This window comes from Streptomyces sp. NPDC060049, from assembly GCF_042736715.1.
Taxonomy (GTDB): Bacteria; Actinomycetota; Actinomycetes; order Streptomycetales; family Streptomycetaceae; genus Streptomyces.
Genome location: NZ_JBHWVV010000005.1, coordinates 94,270 through 110,904 on the forward strand (window position 1 = coordinate 94,270; position 16,635 = coordinate 110,904).

The window sequence follows — 16,635 nt, forward strand, 5'->3', positions numbered from 1 at the left end:
TCTCCCGATCGGCCCGCCCCCCATGCCCGTTGCCCCGGCCTGCCCGATAGTCCCGACCGCCACCGAGCGCAAGTGGTTGAAGAAGATGGCCTACGGCCACAAGACCGAGTACCGGCTGCGGGTCCGCGCGCAGATCGTCCTGCACGCGGCACGGGGGCGCTCCAACGCACGCATCGCCCACGACACGGGCCTGCACCTGGACACGGTTCGCGCTTGGCGCGGCCGGTTCACCCACGGCGGACTACCGGCCCTGGCCGACCGCAAGCGCTCAGGGCGCCCCGCCCGCTTCACTCCCGTGCAGGTCGCCGAAGCCAAGGCGCTGGCCTGTCAGCTACCCGCCGAGACCGGCGTACCGCTGTCGCGCTGGTCGTGCCAGGAGCTGGCCGCCGAGCTGACCGCTCGCGGGATCACCGAGACCGTCTCCGCGTCTACCGTGCGGCGCTGGCTGCGCGAGGATGCGCTCAAGCCTTGGCAGTACCGGTCCTGGATCTTCATCCGCGACCCGGACTTCCGCGCCAAGGCCCAGCGTGTCCTGGACTTGTATGCCCGCACGTTCGAGGGCGTCCCGCTGGGCCCGGATGAGTACGTCGTATCCAGCGACGAAAAAACCTCCGTCCAGGCCCGCTGCCGCTGCCACCCGACGCTGGCCCCGGGCCGGGCCCGCGCGATGCGCGTCAATCACGAGTACGGCCGCGGAGGTGCGCTGGCCTACCTGGCCGCCTACGACGTCCACCGCGCGAAGGTCTTCGGCCGCTGCGAGCCGAAGACCGGCATCGTGCCCTTCATGAACCTGGTCACCCAGGTCATGACCACCGAGCCCTACGCGAGCGCCAGACGCGTCTTCTGGGTCGTCGACAACGGCTCCTCCCACCGGGGGAGAAAGGCCATCGACCGTCTGACCACAGCGTTCCCGAACGCACTCATGGTCCATACCCCCGTGCACGCCTCCTGGACGAACCAGATCGAGATCTTCTTCTCCATCGTCCAGCGCAAGGTCGTCTCGCCCAACGCCTTTGCGGACCTGACTCAAGTCCGGGACCGGATCCGAGCATTCGAATCTACCTACGCCACGCGGTTCCTTAACGGACGGGGCACGGCCCGGGACGTAGACGTCGCCGCCAACCTGCTTCGCATGGTGATGGCACTTCAGGACCTCGCGCTCAGGGGCGAGCGCCTCTTGAGGCTCGTCGAGGGTCTCCTGTCGGACGCCGAGGTAGCTGGGGGTCCTACGGGCTACATCGAGAAGGCGGAGGAGGTCGTCCGACTCCTGGACGGCCAGACGCAGGGCTTGATGGAGCTGGAGGAGATTCAGGCAGCCTCCCGGCCACTGCTGGCGACCATCGACGTCAGCCTCCACCCTGAACTGGCACTGCTGTTGGACGCCAAGTCCGGGCTGGTGACCCGGAGGCGCCAGCAGGTCTCACAGAGCCGGTATTCAACGACGATTCTGTTCTTCCTCCCCTCCGACAGCATCCGCGGCCTGATGGAGATCGGCCGGGACGCTGGCGGAGAACGGTCGCTGGAGTTCGTCTCTGCCCTAGCCGATCGCCTCCATGACGTGCGCCGGCATGAGATTCGTGACATCCGATCGCTAGCTGGTGCAGAGCCCCCGGCAGCGCGGGCTCGCACGGAAAGTTGACTACGGGAGGAGATCGCCGCGGCCCGCGCAGACCTGGCTCGCGCCACCGACATGTGCGCACGACTGCAGACCGGGATGGAGGACTACCTCGGACCAGAAGCGATGGCCGGACTGCGGCGGAAGTTGCTGCCAAAGGAACCGCGCTGAGCCGCTAAGGGGTCCTAACAGAAGCTGTTGATCATGTGCCTTTCGGTTCGGATGGTCGTTGTCTGGCCGTGGGGAAACGTCAGTCGCGGCCGTGGATCGTGTCGGATGAACTGTGGTCGGGTATCGAGCCGTTGTTGCCTGAGCCGTCGCCGAAGCAGGTGGAGGGACGCCCTCGGGTGCCGGACCGGCAGGCACTCTGCGGGATCCTGTTCGTGCTGCATACCGGGATCCAGTGGGAGTACCTGCCGCAGGAACTGGGCTTCGGCTCCGGGATGACCTGCTGGCGGCGTCTGGCCGCGTGGAACGCTGCCGGAGTCTGGGACCAACTGCACTTGGTGCTGTTGAAGAAGCTGCGGGTCGCGAAGAAGCTGGACTGGTCGCGGGCGGTGATCGACTCCTCCCACGTCCGGGCCGCTCGGCGGGGCCCAAAAGCGGGCCCAGCCCGGTCGACCGAGCACGTCCGGGCAGCAAGCACCACCTCATCGTCGACGGCCAGGGCATCCCACTCGCCGTCTCGCTGACCGGCGGCAACCGCAACGACGTCACCCAGCTGATACCCCTGCTGAAGAAGATCCCATCGGTCGCCGGACTGGTCGGACGGCCCCGCAACCGACCCGACAGCCTGCTCGGCGACCGCGGCTACGACCACGACAAATGCCGCCGCCTGGTCTGGGCCCTAGGCATCAAACCCGTGATCGCCCGCCGCGGCGTCCCACACGGATCCGGACTCGGAGTCCACCGGTGGGTCGTGGAACGGACCATCGCCTGGCTCCACGGCTTCCGCCGGCTACGGATCCGATGGGAACGACGCGACGACATCCACGAAGCCTTCCTCGGACTCGCCACCTGTCTCATCACCCACCGACACGTCCAACGCCTTTGTTAGGACCGCTATGACCGGCGCACGGAAGACAGCGCGCCTATTCGCCGGACGCTCCTTCGCTGCCGCGGTAGCGATCGCTGGGACGCCTGCCCAGGGTCAGCAGGGCATAGCGACCGACATCTGTGGCCGTCAGCGTGACTGAGCGGACACCGAGAAGCCGCGCCACCTCATCCGCGCGGAACATCAGCCTTTGGAACAGGACCGAGTGCCTGGCCGATTCCGCAATGCGGATCTCGTCGACCACCAACTCCTCGCCACCAGACGGGAGGCGCAACTGCAGCAGGGCTTGGAGGACTCCTCTGGGCTCCACACGCACGTCGATGCTGCCACCGCCATCAGGGTAGAGCGTCACCGTGGCCCGAGCCCCATCCACTCCGTCCAGCAAAGTCGCTGCCAACCTCGCTGGTGTAGCGCGCATATGGGCCTTCCACGCCGTCAGAAACACCTCATCAAGCTGGCCGAAGGTGAGCGCCGGCCCGGTCCGACGGAAGTCCTGAAGAGTAAGCCCGGATACCGACGCGGCGTCGTCCTGGTCGTCTTCGGGTGCTCGGGCTGCCAGAAGGCTTGTCCGCTTGGCATCCCGCATCAGCTCGTCCCAGTGGGGGTCTGGGCGGAACGGCGGCAGCGGGAGGTCGCCGCCGCCAGCTGTCCATGCGGCGTGCCACCACGCAATAGTCCGCGTGGGCCGCAGGCCAAAGCGGATGGCCCCGGCAATGAAGCAACGCACCATCAAGCCCCCCCAGCCAGCCGGTCCAGCTTCTTGATGGCGTTGTTCTCGCACAGGTAGGCGAGATTCTCCGCGCCGCGTTCCATCTCGGAGTAGGCCACCAAATCCGGGGCGTTGCGTACCCGGTACGGAATCGCAGAATCCAGAAGCTGCTCTGCACTCGCCGGGCGGAAAACAACATCAGTGGGGGCGATAATCAGCGGCAATCGCCCGTCCTCACCCGTCATCACAAACTCGACTTCCGGGTCGCCGTATGGCGCGAAGAACGGCTCACACCTCTCCACCATCGAGGCTTCCAGACACACACCGTCACGGATCGCCGGAACACGCACGATCACGTGGCCGTCTCCCGCGACCGTCACGTCGACCCCGTTCAGGCGCTCCAGAACCTGGCAGATCTCCTCGGTCCGCATCCCGCCCCCTCGCACCGCGATGCCAGCCCGACTCGCTCCAGACTCCCTGAGCATGCCCCCCGGCCCGGATAGGGCAACCCCCGGCGCGCCGGGGAAACGTCAGGAACGTTCGGCAGCTCAGAACCAGGCCAGTGCCTGACCCAACCGCTCACCCGCACGCCTACACGGGCGACACCAGACTCTCACCGCGAAACGACAGCATCCTTCACCAGCGAAGCGACACCCGGCTACGCAACCCAGCCTCACTGCCAGCAGCAATGCCTTCCCCGGCCCGGGCAAAAGGCTGTCGCCCCCTGATGCAACTCGCAGGTCGCCCATCAGCAGCAGCTCAGAAGCATGCGGATGCCTTTCTGTGAACAGGCACGCCCATGACAGCCAGCCATCCTCGCAATCGGCGCCTGACGGCAGCAGCCTGGTCACCCCATGACAGCCATGATCACCACCGCTACGCAGCGTGAACAGGGATAGCCATCCCGCCCCGGCTGACGCCCAACCAGCTCCATCACTGCGCCCATTCACACCTGGGTACATGGCGGAAGCACGCCGTGCACCCGTCTAGTAGGGCTCTGTTAGCTGGTCTTGAGCCGTAGAGCTGCTTCTTCATGACTCCAGGTGTACGGACCCGGGTGGTTCGCGAACGTTTCGCACGTCAAGGCCCCTTACGACAGGCTCCCTAGGACGAACCCCAGCCCCATCGCGACGAACAACGCGCCCAGTGCGCTGAACAGCCACCAGAAGGCGGTGCCCTCGGCCGGGAGGGTCCAGCGTGACGGGTCTGCCTGGTCGTATCGGACCTCGACGCGGGCACCGACGGGAAGGGTCCTGTCCTTGGGTCGAGCGATGTTCGTCCTGGTTTCCATTGCGCGGCCGTCGCCCGTGCTCCAAGTGATGACCGGGTAGTACACGGTGGTTCCGACGCTCCGGCTGGTGCTGCCGGCATCAGAGGCCGGCGCGATCCGGGTCTCCTCATGACGGGTCACCACGCCCCGCGCAGTACTGCCCTCCCTCAGCAGGAACCGGACGCGTCGGATCTTGAGGGAGGCGACGACGCCGATGACCGACCCCGCGGCGGTGAAGACCGATGCGAAGAGCAAGAGGATCTGGGAAGCAGACACAGGGTCGTCTCGATTCTGGAGCCGAAGAAGTCCTGACAGCATGCCAGTGCGGCGATCCCCTTGCGGCAGGCGTGTGGCCGGGACGGCCCTCAGCGCAGCCCCCCGTTACCTTTTTCATGGCTCCGCAATGGGGCTACCGGCCTTCGGGTCCGGGCATGACTTCCCCCCCTTGTTGTTGATGATCCGGGGGGTGGTGTCACCGGGCCCGGAGGCATCGACGGACCACTGATGAGGGGCTTGAGCACCGGCTTCACCCAGGCCGGAAGAGCTCTCCGTAACGTGGATGTGGCAGCTCGGCGCCGAGGCAAGGCCGGACGAAAGCGTGAGCGGAGGGGCTTGCACGTGATCGACACCGGCGACATCGACGTCTTCCTCGGCCTGGACGTCGGCAAGGGCGAACACCACGCCACCGCCGTCACTCCGGCCGGCAAGAAGGCCTTCGACAAGCGACTGCCCAACACCGAACCCAAGCTCCGCGAGCTCTTCGCCAAACTTAAGGCCAAGCACGGAACCGTGCTGGTCGTGGTCGACCAGCCGGCCTCGATCGGCGCCCTGCCGCTGGCCGTGGCCCGAGACATGGGCTGCCCCGTGGCCTACCTGCCGGGGCTGACGATGCGGCGGATCGCCGACCTCTACCCAGGTGAAGCGAAGACCGACGCAAAGGACGAGTTCATCATCGCGGACGCGGCCCGCGCGATGCCCCACACGCTGCGGGCGATCGACGGCGAGGACGAGACCATCGCCGAGCTGGAGATGATCGTCGGCTTCGACGACGACCTGGCCGGCGAGGTCACCAGGGTCGCGAACCGGCTCCACGGCCTGCTGACCCAAATCCACCCTTCGCTGGAGCGGGTACTGGGGCCGCGGTTGCAACACCCGGCTGTCCTGGCCTTGCTGGAGCGGTTCGGGTCGCCGGCCCAGATCCGCAAAGCCGGACGGCGGCGGCTGGTCACGCTGTTACGGCCGAAGGCACCGAGGATGGCCGAGAGGCTGGTCGAGGAAATCTTCACCGCTCTGGACGAGCAGACCGTCACCGTTCCGGGGACCGAGGCGGCCGCGCTAATCGTCCCGAGCCTGGCCGGGTCCCTGACCGCCGTGCTTGACCAGCGGAAACAGCTGGCCGGACGGATCGAGGAACTCCTGGAGGCCCACCCTCTTTCGAAGGTCCTGTCGTCCATGCCGGGAATCGGCGTCAGGACCGGAGCCCGCATCCTCATCGAGGTCGGCGACGGCAGCACCTTCCCGACCGCGGGCCACCTCGCCGCTTACGCCGGATTCGCCCCCGCGACCCGCAGTTCAGGGTCCTCGATCCGCGGCGAACAACCTTCCAGAAGAGGAAACAGCAGCTCAAACGGGCCTTCCCCCTCTCCGCGTTCGCCGCCTTGGGCGACCCGGCATCGCGGGCCTACTACGACAAGAAGATCGCCCAAGGCAAGCACCACACCCAGGCCCTGCTCTGCCTCGCCCGACGACGGGCCGACGTCCTCTTCGTCATGCTCCGCGACGGAACCTTCTACGAAACCGCCCGTTAGGGCCGCGCTCCGCAGACTTACTGACCGTTTCAGAATGATCTGCGGAGGCGTCGGAGGCAGATGATGCTGCAGACGAGCTCGAGCAGGCCCTGGTGGAGGTCGGCTCGGCGCTCGTAGCGGATGCATAGGCGCTTGAACTGGTGCAGCCAGGCGAAGGTGCGCTCGACTACCCAACGCACCTGGCCGAGTCCGGAGCCGTGCGCGACTCCGCGGCGGGCGATCATCGGTTTGATGCCGCGTTTCCACAGCAGGCGGCGGTACTTGTCGAAGTCGTAGCCGCGGTCCGCGTACAAGCGCCGTGGCTTGCTACGGGGACGGCCTCGTACTCCTCGGATCGGCGGCACTGCGTCCAACAAGGGCAAGAGCTGGGTGACGTCGTGGCGGTTGCCGCCGGTGAGTGTGACAGTGAGCGGGGTTCCGTGGCGGTCGACGATCAGATGGTGCTTGGAGCCGGGACGGGCGCGGTCGACCGGCGAGGGGCCGACATGGGCCCCCCTTTGAGGGCCCGGACGTGCGATCCGTCTACGGCGCAGTCGTCCAGTTCCAGCAGGTCGGCGCGGCGCATTTCGGTCAGCAGTGCAGCGTGAAGGCGGGGCCAGACACCGGCCTCGGCCCAGTCCCGCAGTCGGCGCCAAGCGGTCACCCCGGAGCAGCCCACGACTGTGCTTGGTACATCGCGCCAGGCCACGCCCTTTCGCAGGACGTAAACGATGCCTGCCAGGGCGACCCGGTCCGGCACCGGGAGCCGTCCGGGATGGCGGTACCGCCGCGGGCGCACCGGCAATAGCGGGGCTATCCGGTCCCAGAGATCATCGGGGACGAAAATTCACGGTCACGAGGCCGAAGCTTGCCAGAGAACGCGCTTGAGCACGCCGAGGTGGATCGACATACTCCCCGGGTGAACAACGCAGGGAACGATGCCACTGAGCAGGGTTGGGATGAACCCTGGTACCGCGTCCGCACAGATCGGTTCGAGGCATCCTTCTTGCCCAGCGCCGCGAAGATCTCGATGCCGTCTGCAACGTCGACGTAGAGGTACGACTGGCCACAGACGGCTCCCGCTGGAGTGCAACCGTGTTCACTCTCGCTGAGGTCGAGCGTCTGATGAAGAGGTGGTCCCAGACAGGCGAGTGGTTGGGCGGCCGCTACTTCTGGTGCTCTGACGGCCTGATAGTCCGGGACCTCGGCATTGACAACATGACCCAGGTACTCGCCGGCCTGCTCGACGCTGGTGACTTCACGCAGGTACTTCAGCGGCTTGACGACGAGTGACCGGCCCATCCTCAATCTGAAACGATCAGTTAGACCATGGTCAGGAGATGATCCGTGGGGCCGTAGTCGATCTTCCAGTCGGCATAGACCCCAACGGAGCCGTCCTTCTGGCACCGCAGCCCGACAGTCACCCAGCGGGCCGACTCGTCGCCTGCGAGCGAGAACGCGACCGCGGTCTCGAACTCCTCGCTCCCGCACGGGCAGCCGGCCTCGCCAGGATCCGCGTCCTCCCAGAACTCCTCGCTATCCGCGATGAACGCGCGGATGCCGCAACCAGCGCACACCCGCTCGGCTCCGCCCTCGACATCGTCAACGAGCACGAAGAACACGCGCCCGTCGCACCCGCCACAGACAGAGGGAACGATCTTCACCGGACGGCCGTCATCAGCGTTCCGGAGAAACGCCGCGAGGTCCGCAGAGACACCCTCGCCAACCTGATCATCAGCATGCACAGACACATCGTTCCAGACGCCCCAACCAGCACCCGGCCACCTTGACCAAAGAGATAGGGGCACCCCCCAAGACATGCGGTCGACAGGGGGGAAAGTCATGCCAACTCCGGAGGCCGGGCGCCTCATTGCGGGGCCACCAACAAGGTAATGGGGAACTCCTCCCGCGCCTGCGGCAGTCCCAGGGCGAACTCCCGTAACGCTTCCCACTTGCGCACCCCCGCCTTCACGCGCCCCTCCACTCACCTCGGGTCTCAGCCGCTCACACCGACCGTCCTCTCCCGACGCTAGACCGGCCGGCCGTGACGAGGCCGGAGGAATCGGACCACAGGACCCAATCAGTGCATGAGCAAACAGATAAACCCGAGTGATCCACGGGCTGGGCGTTCTGTAGTGTGAGCGGGCTTTCAGCCCCCTTCCGGGGCTCACAGACATTTGGGGGGCTCGGTGTCTCATCGCCGACTCGTAGCATCCGCGACCATCCTCGCGGCAGGCATTTCTCTCATTCCGGGGCTGGCCCACGCCGCCGACCCCGCGTCGGGCAAGGTGCAGGGGGTGTCCAAGCCCGACCTGGACTCGGCCATCGAGGCCAGGACCACCACGTTCGACAGCCCGGCCGACCGCTCGGTCAAGGTCCTGGCCACCGGCAAGGGCAAGGCGGCCGGCACGCTGGCGGCCTCGGACGCGAACCCGAACCTCGCGGTCGCCCTTCAGGCCGCCACATTCAAGGCGAAGTCGCTGCGGCTGGACATGGACGTCACGAGCGCGGTCACCCCCGTCTTGATCGAATTCAACTGGGGTGACGGCTCGACGGGCAACGCGAACACCAACGGCTCCAACTGGGTGAACACGGAGCACGTGTACAGCGAGGTCGGCACGTATACGGTCAAGGTCACCGTGACGGACACGGTCAACCAGACATCGGCCGAGAACTCGGTCACCGTTACCACCGAGGGCTCGGACTTCACCCCGTACTACCCGACCCGCCTGCTGGACACCCGTGACGGCACCGGCGCGCCGAAGGCCAAGGTCGCCCCGTACACCTCCGCCCGGGTCAAGGTCGGCGGCTACGGCACTATCCCCGCCGGTGTGACCGCGGTGGCCCTCAACGTTACCGTCACCAACACGAAGAGCGGCGGCCACGTCACCGCCTTCGCCGAGGGCACCAACCGCCCGACCACCTCGAACCTCAACTACGAGCCCGGCCAGACGGTCCCGAACCTGGTCATCGTGCCGGTCGGCGCCAATGGCTACGTGGACCTCTACAACGGCGGTTGGGAGTCGGTCGACCTCATCGCCGACGTCACCGGCTACTTCACCCAGTCCGCCGCCAGCGGCTACACGGCGATCAGCCCGGACCGGTTCGTCGACACCCGCACCGGCCTCGGCACCGGCAAGGGCCAGGTCGGCGGCTACAAAGCCTTCAGCACCGTGATAGCGGGCACCCGCGGCATCCCGTCCAACGCCACGGCCGTTGCGCTCAACGTGACGGTCACGAACCCCAGGAGCGACGGGCACCTGACCGTCTTTCCGGTCGGGCAGCCGCAGCCGAACATCTCCAACCTGAACTTCACCACCGGCCAGACCGTCGCCAACTCGGTGATCGTCCCTATCGGCGTCGACGGCAGGATCGTCATCCGCAACGGCGGCTGGAACCCGGCCGACGTGATCGTCGACGTCGTCGGCTACTACAGCCCCGACAGCGTCAGCGCGTACCTCCCCTTCGAGCCGGAGCGCGTGAAGGACACCCGCGAGACCAAGAAGCCGCTGCCCGGCCGCTACTACAGCGCGCTCGGACTCGGCGACGGCTATCCGCACACCACGGGCTTCGTCCTGAACACCACGGTGACCAACCCCAAGGGTGCCGGCTTCCTCGCGGTCGCTCCGGACCCGAACACCGTCGCGGACTACAACAACGGGACCAACGTCGAGGTGCCGATCCCGACCTCGTCGAACCTGAACTTCACCGCGAACAAGACCGTCCCGAACCTGGTTCAGGCGGGTCGCGGCAACACCGGTGTCATCGACTTCTTCAACCGGAGCGACTCCAACATCGACCTCATCGTCGACATCTTCGGCATCTACATGGACAACTGATCCACCGCTAGGCACGGGAGGCGGCCCGACACGGCCGCACCCCGTGCACGACACCCGGGCCAACGCCGGCGGACCGCCTACAAGACCACCGCCGCAACGCGAGCGGCGACTGTCCCGGCTGCCGTGACCGGGTCAGCGGTAGGGGCTCCAGCGCCCGAAGCGGGCCATCAGCTTGCGTGCCGCGTTCTCGTCGAGGCCGAGGTGCACGGCTGCCTGCGCGGTGTCCAAGTCGATGATGGTGTCCCGGGCGGCCCGGTAGCCGACCCGCTCCGCGGTCACCTCAAGCCGCCGGGCCGCGCGTACCGCCGCGATCGGTCTTCGTCAGCAGCTCGATCTCCTCCTCCAGCCGGGCCAGCAGCGTAGTGACCGTCTCTGGCAGGGGGACAGTTGTGGCCTCGACCTGGGTGGTGTGTCCCTCCCAGTCGCGGTCGCAGGCATCCGCCTGCTTGCCCCCGCCCTCCACCAGGTCTTGGTCGCCGATCGCTGTCCAGTCGAGGCGGTGTTCGGGGCCGGTCCAGCCGCAGGAGCACACCGCGCGCAGCGCGGCCGCGCGCGGGGTGTGGGGCCAGTGGCCGTCGTAGACGCTCCACTGCGAGACGGCTTCGCCTCGCGAACCGGAGGCACTGTCGAAGTAGACGGGGTCCGGGATGGTGCCGTCGGCGAGGAGCACTCCGACCGCTCCCGCATGGATGTACCGAACTCCTCCGTCGTCCAGGTCTCTCTCCTGCTCCCAACGCCCTCCTCGCCGGCCATACCAGGCGGTCCGCTGCCTGCGGCTACCCGGAACACGACGATGCCGCAGCCTGGCCGTCGGGCGGGCCGGTATTCAAGAAATGGCGTTGGGAACTTCGGCTGCACCGCCGGCCTGGACGGATTCGACGACGCGTTCGTGGAACGCGGCAGGACCGTCCGGTGGGAGCGGAGCCGGGCTGCCGGTGAGGGTGTACCACTCCTCCGCGCCGGTGTACTGGATGCGGACCTGGACCATGTCGTCCGGGCCGGCCTCGGTCGTCACGCTGACGTCGCCGGTGATGACACCGACCTCATCGGTCATCGCCCCGCCGGGTCCCGCCTTCACGTGGGAGGTCAGGGGAACGGACCCGTCGGAGCTGCCGCCGGAACCCAGGCCGGCATTGTCGTCTGGCTGGTGGGTCATGAGGGGCAGGTCTCCAGCATTGCGGTCAGCTTGGTCTTCTCCGCCTGGGTGACGGTGAGCTGGTAGGTGCTTTTCACGTTCGTCCAGGCCGTGGCGTACGTGCACCAGTAGGTCTTGGCGGGGGCTGCCACTCGTCGGGGCCTTGGTCGCCCTTGGCGCGGTTCGTTGCCGCCGACACCGCCGGCAGCTGGGGGTGCGTGAGGTCGTTCGCGAACTCCTTGCGACGCTCGGCCGTCCAGGAACCGGCCCCAGCTGGCGGGGAGCGTCATTCCAAGCACGCGATATTCGGAGAGCTTCGGCGTCAGTGAGCCATAGGGTTGGTGCGCCAAGACAGTCTGATAGCAATGGAGAAGCGTGCGGTCTGAGGAACATGTGGGGTGGGAGCGGGACTTCCCCGTCCGGTATCTCCTGGTGCGGGAGGACCCCGAAGGTGAGGAGGAGGGCCTGCTGTGGGGGCGGTGCGCGGATGTCGAGGGCCTGTTCGTGAACCCGCCTCCGCAGCCGCGAGAGGTTCTGACGCTGCGCGGCTGCCCGCGTGAGAGTCTGCTGGTCCAGGCCGTGGCGGACAGCCCCGAAGCGGTGCGGCTGCTGGGGGACGGAATGCTCTCGATCGAGCCTGTGGATCCCTCGAACGACGGGCCGGCCCGCTTCTGGGACCTGGAGGACACGACTGTCCTGGCCCAGTGGCCCACGCCGGGCGATCCCGGGCGCGTGGACATCGTCGTGGGCACCGGCGTCAGGGAGGACGACTACTGGGGCAGCAAGCGGCTGCCTTCGAGTCCGCGGTTCGACCTGTGGTTCCCCTCGATCCAGGAGGACAGCCCATCGGACAGTTGCCGTTCCATTGACGGCCTGTTCACCCCGCGCCCGCAGCGACCCACCCAGCCCGTGCACCTGATCGGCTGCGAACCCGCCGCACCGCTCGTGGCCCTGCTGCGTCGTCCCCTTCCGCAGAAGGGCGACCCGATCACGCTCTGGCGCCTCGATCGCCACGGCCGGACGATGACCGGGTACCACCTCGACCTGGACACCGTCGAGGCACGTCCATCCGTCCTCGGCGGAGCCCTGATCGACGTCACCATCACCGACCCCGGTGACGACCGCCCCACCCTGGCCGCCCGCGCAGTCTGGGAAATCTGGTCCGACGGTGTTCCCACGCGGCCCAACCAGTGGGCACAGTTCGACGCCGAGGGCCGGTCCGAGTGGCTGCACCTCACCCGCCTCGGCCCCTACGGGCCGCACGGCCTCTCCGGCGGGACGTACCACCTGGACGGACAGCACGCCACCGACAGGAGCGGCCTGCTCCTGGCACTCGGCGAAGCTCTGCTCGGCCCTGGCGCCAACTACGGCAGAGGGCTGGACTCGGTGGCGGACTACCTGTGTGGCGGGCCCTCCGTCGTCCCCCCGTTCACCCTCGTCTGGCACCACGCCGACATCGCCCGCCACGCCCTCGCCGAACACGTCCTGCACCACCTCGGCGGCCTGTCCTACTTCGAGGTGACCGTAAACGTCCTGCGCGAGAAGGGTGTCACCGTTGTGCTCCAGTGAGGGAGGCGACGGACAATTCCGGGTCCCTTGAAGACAGCGCCCGACTGGAGAAGGAACGGAGTGGGGCAACGGCCAGGCCTTCAGGGCCCGGTCGTACCGTCTTCCGGTGCACGGCTGGTGCTACGGGCTTCGAGGTAGGCGGTCCAGTCGGTGGCGGCGTGGCGGCGCCACTTCACTGCGGTGCCGATGTGGATGCCGAGAAGCGGGGCGAGGACGGCCGGGGGCATGTCCTGGGCGAGATGGACGAGAGCGGCTGCGCGGGCGGGCCGGTTGGGGATGTTGTGGTCGGCGAGCCGACGTCCGAGAGCGGCGCCGGTGAGGTGCCGAGCGGGTCTGGCGGCGGGGAACAGCCAGCGGCTCGGGTAGGCCGTCGCCCAGCCCGGCGTCGGCTGGCGGCTGGTGAGCTCGGCGGCGAGCAGGGCCAGCGGCTCGGGCAGGCGGATCGGGACGCGGTCCAGAAGGAGCACGGCCTCGCCGTCCCGAACGCTGATGGCGTCGTCGGGCAGGGCGGCGATCCGGGTGAGTTCCTGGCCGAAGAGGTAGAGGACGGCGCCAGCGGTGCGGACGTCAAGCGGTAGCTCGGTGTCGGTCAGGCACTGGTGGAGGATCTCCCAGTGGGAGTCCTCGTCGAGCACGGCGGGGTCAGGCCGGGGACGGACCGGGACGGTGAGTCGCGGCTGTGGCCGCGGCGTGCGGCCCAGATGAGGAAGTCGCGGACGTCGTAGCGAGTGCTGCGGCCGTCGGCCAGCCACCGGTCGAGGTCGTGCTGGGTGACCTCGGCCAGGGCCAGCCCGGCGGTTCGCATGGTCGTCAAGAAGGCGGCCGCGGTGCTGATCCTCGCCTGGGCCCAGCGCAGGCGGTTCGCGAAGGCATGCGTGCGAGCGTTACGGCGGCGTGCCCGGGGCAGCAGCGACCAGCGGACGTAGGCCCGCAGCAGCCAATCGTGTCCGGGATCGCGGGCGAGGAGGCGGACCAGGTACCGCTCGACTCGCGCGGGGAGTTCGTCACGGTCGGGCAGGGCCTGGTAAGCAAGCAGGACTCCGCGCAGGTATTCAACGGTCCGGGCACCGCCCCGGCTCCCGGCGGTGGCCAGGACGTCCAGGTCCTCATGGGTCAGCTACCGGCCCGTGGTGACGACGTCGGCCAGGAGAGCGGCGGAGCGGGAGTTGCGCAGCCAGTTCAGCGCCGTCGCGGGCCGGTCGCAGTTGGCCAGGGCGGTGCGCATCGTCGTGTACTGGCTGTCGGGACCCGCGGGTTGGCCGTCGAAGATGCCGGTGAGGTGGTCGTGGAGGGTGCACCGGTCACACAGGCCGCGGATGTTGCAGGAGCGGGGGTTCGCGCAGCGGGGGCAGGCGTAGGGGTCGGGGTGGCCAGCGCACGGGCCGCAGACGCGGGCACCGGCTTGGCGGGCGATCAGGACGCGCTGCTTCCCGCAGGCCGGGCAGGTACCGGGGTGGGTGCGGGCTTCCCGGTAGCAGGGTTTACAGACCGGGCCGAGCGGCCAGCGGGCGCCGACCGGGGCGTTGACGGCGCACAACGTGCACGGTGCCGGCGGCCGCGGGCGGCAGGTGCCGCACGGGTTCATTGGGGCGGGCTTGCCGCAGGCCGAGCACGACCTGGAGGCGGCGGCCTGGATCCGGCGGCAGCGAGCGCAAATCCGACGGGTGGGCCGGGGGCGGGTGTCGCCGCAGACCGCGCAGGGTCCGACGTCGCCTTGCTGGGCGAGGATCCCTTCGCAGCCCAGGCAGACCCGGCCGCCGGGAACCGCGCGCCGCAGCGGGCGCACGCGTCCGCACCGCAGACAGGCCGGCCGCCGGACGTCGGGGATCCCGGCCTCGACGAGCGTGGTGATCAGGGCTTGGACGGAGCGCGGCGCGTCGGATGCGCCACTGACCAGGGCGTCGGGATGGCGGGTGAGGTGGACGCGGATGCGGCCGCGGGCGGACGGGGTCATCGCGGCGACCATCCGCTCTGCGTCCTCACCTGCGAGTTCGGGCAGGAACGCCCTGATCCGGCCGGCGAGCTCCGCCCACTGCGGACGCGGCTCGCCGGGGTGGAAGCTCACAGACCCTCCGGGCGCCGTACCCGCACTCGCCGCGCCGGCGGCACCGCGCCCGACGGGGCGCTCTCGCCCGACGTGGCCGGCTTGGCGACCTGCCGGCGGACCTCCTTCACCGTGATCAGGTCCCCCGGGGTACAGCCGAGGATCCCGCACAGCGCGGCGAGGGTATCCATCGACAACCGCTGCGGGGGCTGGGTGACCAGCCGGAACACCTGCTCACGGGATAGGTGCACCCCGTACTCGGCCAGCCGCGGCACCATGTCCGTCGTCTGGTACATCTCCTGCTCGGCCATCAGCCGGCGCAGGTTCCACTCGAAGGCCATCCGCTTCATCACCGCGGCCCCGTCCCCTTTCCGTCCATGCGTTCCAGACGGTGTGCCAGCGACGCCTCCAGCAGCCGGTTGCGGTATTCATCCGACACCCACGTGTACAACGCCGTGGTCGACGCGTAGACGTGGCCGACCTGCTCCTGGACGAACCGCTCTGGGTAGCCGAACTCGATCAGGTGCGTGATGTAGGTGTGCCGAAGGCAGTGCAGCTCCAGCTCTTGCGGTAGCCCGGCATGGTCGCGGATCACCGCGAAGACCTCGTCGATGCGCCGCACCCCCAGCCGCCCGCACCGCTCGGTCACCCACAGAGCCGTGTGCCCGCTCGGCGAGAAGCCGGCCCGGACCTCGTCCACCCACTCCTCAAGGACCGGGACGACCCAGTCGACCTCCGGCACTGTCAGCACCGTGCGGCGCTTGGGCGGGCTGCCGCGCGAGGCCTTGCCGTGCCGTACCTCCAGCGCGCCGAACCGGCCGTACGCCTTCGCCCGCGGGTTATGCCGCAGATCCGGCAGGTCCAGCATCGACGTCTCACGCCGCCGCGTCCCGTACGCGTAGATCTGCTTGACCAGCACCGCGTCCCGCCAAGCCGCCAGCACGCCCTTGCGGCGCCGTTTCCTCGCATGCTCGACTCGGTCGTCCGCGGCGTCGAACAGCGTCTGCAACTCGTCGTAGGTCAGCGCCCGGCGTCCGGGCCGCCCCTCGAACCCTGCGACGTGGTCCGCCGTGTTCCAGTCGTGGCACACCTGCACCGGCACCGTGCCGAAGGTTTCCTCACACGCCGCCGCCCACCCGTACCGGCCGTCACTGACGAACGCGCAGAACATCTGCAGGTCACCCTGCTGCCCGCGAACCGTCGAATGCGCGAGCGGGGAGTCACCCGACATCTGGTGCGAGAAGTACGCCTCCACGTCCTCCGGCGTCCACTCCCACGGATACGTCCCTGTGAACAGCGCGAACCGCCGCACCAGGCTCAGCCGGTCCCCGATCGTCTTCTTCGTCAGCAGCCGGCTGCGCTGCTGTTGCTCCCGCCCGCGCAGCATCGCGTCGAACATCGCCGGCGCCGGATCCAGCGCCCGCACGTTTCCCGGGACGATCAGCCGAAACGCACCTGGCACATCGACAGTCCGCACAGCCGCTCCCACAGTTGCACCTGATGCAACATCGTGGCGTCTGATACCGCACGCCCGAGGTCATAGGGCCCAGCGTCACCTGAACGAATGATGTCCCCAGCGGTAGCCGACCAGGTCACCGCCGTGCCCGCTTCAC

At 68.4% G+C, this 16,635-nt stretch carries 18 protein-coding genes and 2 pseudogenes; 6 read left to right on the forward strand and 14 right to left on the reverse strand.

All coding sequences use genetic code 11. The features are described 5' to 3' along the window. Nucleotides 1-22: 22 nt before the first annotated feature. Together ACFWBY_RS10620 and ACFWBY_RS10625 are read left to right on the forward strand one after the other, a co-directional pair. Nucleotides 23-1,639, forward strand: a complete 1,617-nt coding sequence (locus ACFWBY_RS10620; RefSeq protein ID WP_385331917.1) for an IS630 family transposase — start codon at nucleotides 23-25, stop codon at nucleotides 1,637-1,639. Between the two features lie 215 nt (nucleotides 1,640-1,854). Beyond that, nucleotides 1,855-2,672 (forward strand): IS5 family transposase gene (locus tag ACFWBY_RS10625; protein ID WP_385409646.1). Its coding sequence is split into 2 segments (ribosomal slippage): nucleotides 1,855-2,200 and nucleotides 2,200-2,672, totalling 819 coding nucleotides; the frame shifts between segments, so codons are not numbered across the junction. Between the two features lie 34 nt (nucleotides 2,673-2,706). Here the strand turns inward: ACFWBY_RS10625 and ACFWBY_RS10630 are convergent. From ACFWBY_RS10630 to ACFWBY_RS10640, 3 genes are all read right to left on the reverse strand, one after another. After that, complete coding sequence (locus ACFWBY_RS10630) at nucleotides 2,707-3,255, reverse strand: hypothetical protein (protein ID WP_385331914.1); 549 nt, start codon at nucleotides 3,253-3,255, stop codon at nucleotides 2,707-2,709. Nucleotides 3,256-3,398: 143 nt separating this feature from the next. Then, the gene (locus ACFWBY_RS10635; protein ID WP_385331911.1) at nucleotides 3,399-3,809 is read right to left on the reverse strand and encodes a hypothetical protein; all 411 of its coding nucleotides are present in this window, start codon (nucleotides 3,807-3,809) and stop codon (nucleotides 3,399-3,401) included. Nucleotides 3,810-4,468: 659 nt separating this feature from the next. Further along, nucleotides 4,469-4,924, reverse strand: a complete 456-nt coding sequence (locus tag ACFWBY_RS10640) for a DUF3592 domain-containing protein (protein ID WP_385331908.1) — start codon at nucleotides 4,922-4,924, stop codon at nucleotides 4,469-4,471. Nucleotides 4,925-5,269: 345 nt separating this feature from the next. Here ACFWBY_RS10640 and ACFWBY_RS10645 point away from each other — a divergent pair. Further along, nucleotides 5,270-6,456: pseudogene (locus ACFWBY_RS10645) on the forward strand (IS110 family transposase). A 29-nt stretch (nucleotides 6,457-6,485) separates the two neighbouring features. Here ACFWBY_RS10645 and ACFWBY_RS10650 read toward each other — a convergent pair. Next, nucleotides 6,486-7,282 (reverse strand): IS5 family transposase gene (locus ACFWBY_RS10650; RefSeq protein ID WP_385332159.1). Its coding sequence is split into 2 segments (ribosomal slippage): nucleotides 6,486-6,955 and nucleotides 6,955-7,282, totalling 798 coding nucleotides; the frame shifts between segments, so codons are not numbered across the junction. A 72-nt stretch (nucleotides 7,283-7,354) separates the two neighbouring features. Between ACFWBY_RS10650 and ACFWBY_RS10655 the strand changes: the two are divergent. Then, nucleotides 7,355-7,728: pseudogene (locus ACFWBY_RS10655) on the forward strand (hypothetical protein). A gap of 29 nt (nucleotides 7,729-7,757) precedes the next feature. Here the strand turns inward: ACFWBY_RS10655 and ACFWBY_RS10660 are convergent. Next, complete coding sequence (locus ACFWBY_RS10660) at nucleotides 7,758-8,180, reverse strand: hypothetical protein (RefSeq protein WP_385331905.1); 423 nt, start codon at nucleotides 8,178-8,180, stop codon at nucleotides 7,758-7,760. Nucleotides 8,181-8,732: 552 nt separating this feature from the next. Here ACFWBY_RS10660 and ACFWBY_RS10665 point away from each other — a divergent pair. Beyond that, nucleotides 8,733-10,274, forward strand: coding sequence for a PKD domain-containing protein (locus tag ACFWBY_RS10665; RefSeq protein ID WP_385331902.1), 1,542 nt, complete (start codon nucleotides 8,733-8,735; stop codon nucleotides 10,272-10,274). Nucleotides 10,275-10,406: 132 nt separating this feature from the next. Here ACFWBY_RS10665 and ACFWBY_RS10670 read toward each other — a convergent pair whose 3' ends face one another. From ACFWBY_RS10670 to ACFWBY_RS10685, 4 genes are all read right to left on the reverse strand, one after another. Continuing rightward, on the reverse strand, nucleotides 10,407-10,553 hold the full coding sequence (locus ACFWBY_RS10670) for a hypothetical protein (protein WP_385331899.1): 147 nt from the start codon (nucleotides 10,551-10,553) through the stop codon (nucleotides 10,407-10,409). A 1-nt stretch (nucleotide 10,554) separates the two neighbouring features. Beyond that, nucleotides 10,555-10,944 carry a hypothetical protein gene (locus ACFWBY_RS10675; RefSeq protein WP_385331896.1) on the reverse strand — a complete coding sequence of 130 codons (390 nt, stop codon included), beginning with the start codon at nucleotides 10,942-10,944 and terminating at the stop codon, nucleotides 10,555-10,557. Between the two features lie 156 nt (nucleotides 10,945-11,100). Next, entirely contained in the window at nucleotides 11,101-11,430 is a 330-nt protein-coding gene (locus ACFWBY_RS10680; protein ID WP_385331893.1) for a hypothetical protein, read from the reverse strand. Then, on the reverse strand, nucleotides 11,427-11,561 hold the full coding sequence (locus ACFWBY_RS10685; protein WP_385331890.1) for a hypothetical protein: 135 nt from the start codon (nucleotides 11,559-11,561) through the stop codon (nucleotides 11,427-11,429). The genes ACFWBY_RS10680 and ACFWBY_RS10685 overlap by 4 nt, the downstream gene beginning before the upstream one ends. A gap of 223 nt (nucleotides 11,562-11,784) precedes the next feature. Between ACFWBY_RS10685 and ACFWBY_RS10690 the strand changes: the two genes are divergently transcribed. Continuing rightward, a complete protein-coding gene (locus ACFWBY_RS10690; RefSeq protein WP_385331887.1) occupies nucleotides 11,785-12,978 on the forward strand; it encodes a barstar family protein in 1,194 nt (397 codons plus the stop codon). 80 nt (nucleotides 12,979-13,058) lie between these two features. Here the strand turns inward: ACFWBY_RS10690 and ACFWBY_RS10695 are convergent, their stop codons facing one another. From ACFWBY_RS10695 to ACFWBY_RS10715, 5 genes are all read right to left on the reverse strand, one after another. After that, nucleotides 13,059-13,613, reverse strand: a complete 555-nt coding sequence (locus ACFWBY_RS10695) for a hypothetical protein (protein WP_385331884.1) — start codon at nucleotides 13,611-13,613, stop codon at nucleotides 13,059-13,061. Next, the gene (locus ACFWBY_RS10700) at nucleotides 13,568-13,792 is read right to left on the reverse strand and encodes a hypothetical protein (protein WP_385331882.1); all 225 of its coding nucleotides are present in this window, start codon (nucleotides 13,790-13,792) and stop codon (nucleotides 13,568-13,570) included. Before ACFWBY_RS10700 ends, ACFWBY_RS10695 begins: the two co-directional genes overlap by 46 nt. A 303-nt stretch (nucleotides 13,793-14,095) precedes the next feature. Next, on the reverse strand, nucleotides 14,096-15,043 hold the full coding sequence (locus tag ACFWBY_RS10705; RefSeq protein ID WP_385331880.1) for a hypothetical protein: 948 nt from the start codon (nucleotides 15,041-15,043) through the stop codon (nucleotides 14,096-14,098). Next, nucleotides 15,040-15,375 carry a helix-turn-helix domain-containing protein gene (locus ACFWBY_RS10710; protein ID WP_385331877.1) on the reverse strand — a complete coding sequence of 112 codons (336 nt, stop codon included), beginning with the start codon at nucleotides 15,373-15,375 and terminating at the stop codon, nucleotides 15,040-15,042. Before ACFWBY_RS10710 ends, ACFWBY_RS10705 begins: the two co-directional genes overlap by 4 nt. After that, nucleotides 15,372-16,484, reverse strand: a complete 1,113-nt coding sequence (locus tag ACFWBY_RS10715) for a tyrosine-type recombinase/integrase (protein WP_385331874.1) — start codon at nucleotides 16,482-16,484, stop codon at nucleotides 15,372-15,374. The genes ACFWBY_RS10710 and ACFWBY_RS10715 overlap by 4 nt, the downstream gene beginning before the upstream one ends. Nucleotides 16,485-16,635: the final 151 nt, after the last annotated feature.

Bases quoted from the DNA above. Each gene is read 5' to 3' on its own strand.
- ACFWBY_RS10630 (WP_385331914.1), bottom strand. From the start codon at position 3,255: ATGCGGGATGCCAAGCGGACAAGCCTTCTGGCAGCCCGAGCACCCGAA.
- ACFWBY_RS10620 (WP_385331917.1), top strand. From the start codon at position 23: ATGCCCGTTGCCCCGGCCTGCCCGATAGTCCCGACCGCCACCGAGCGC.
- ACFWBY_RS10680 (WP_385331893.1), bottom strand. From the start codon at position 11,430: ATGACCCACCAGCCAGACGACAATGCCGGCCTGGGTTCCGGCGGCAGC.
- ACFWBY_RS10635 (WP_385331911.1), bottom strand. From the start codon at position 3,809: ATGCGGACCGAGGAGATCTGCCAGGTTCTGGAGCGCCTGAACGGGGTC.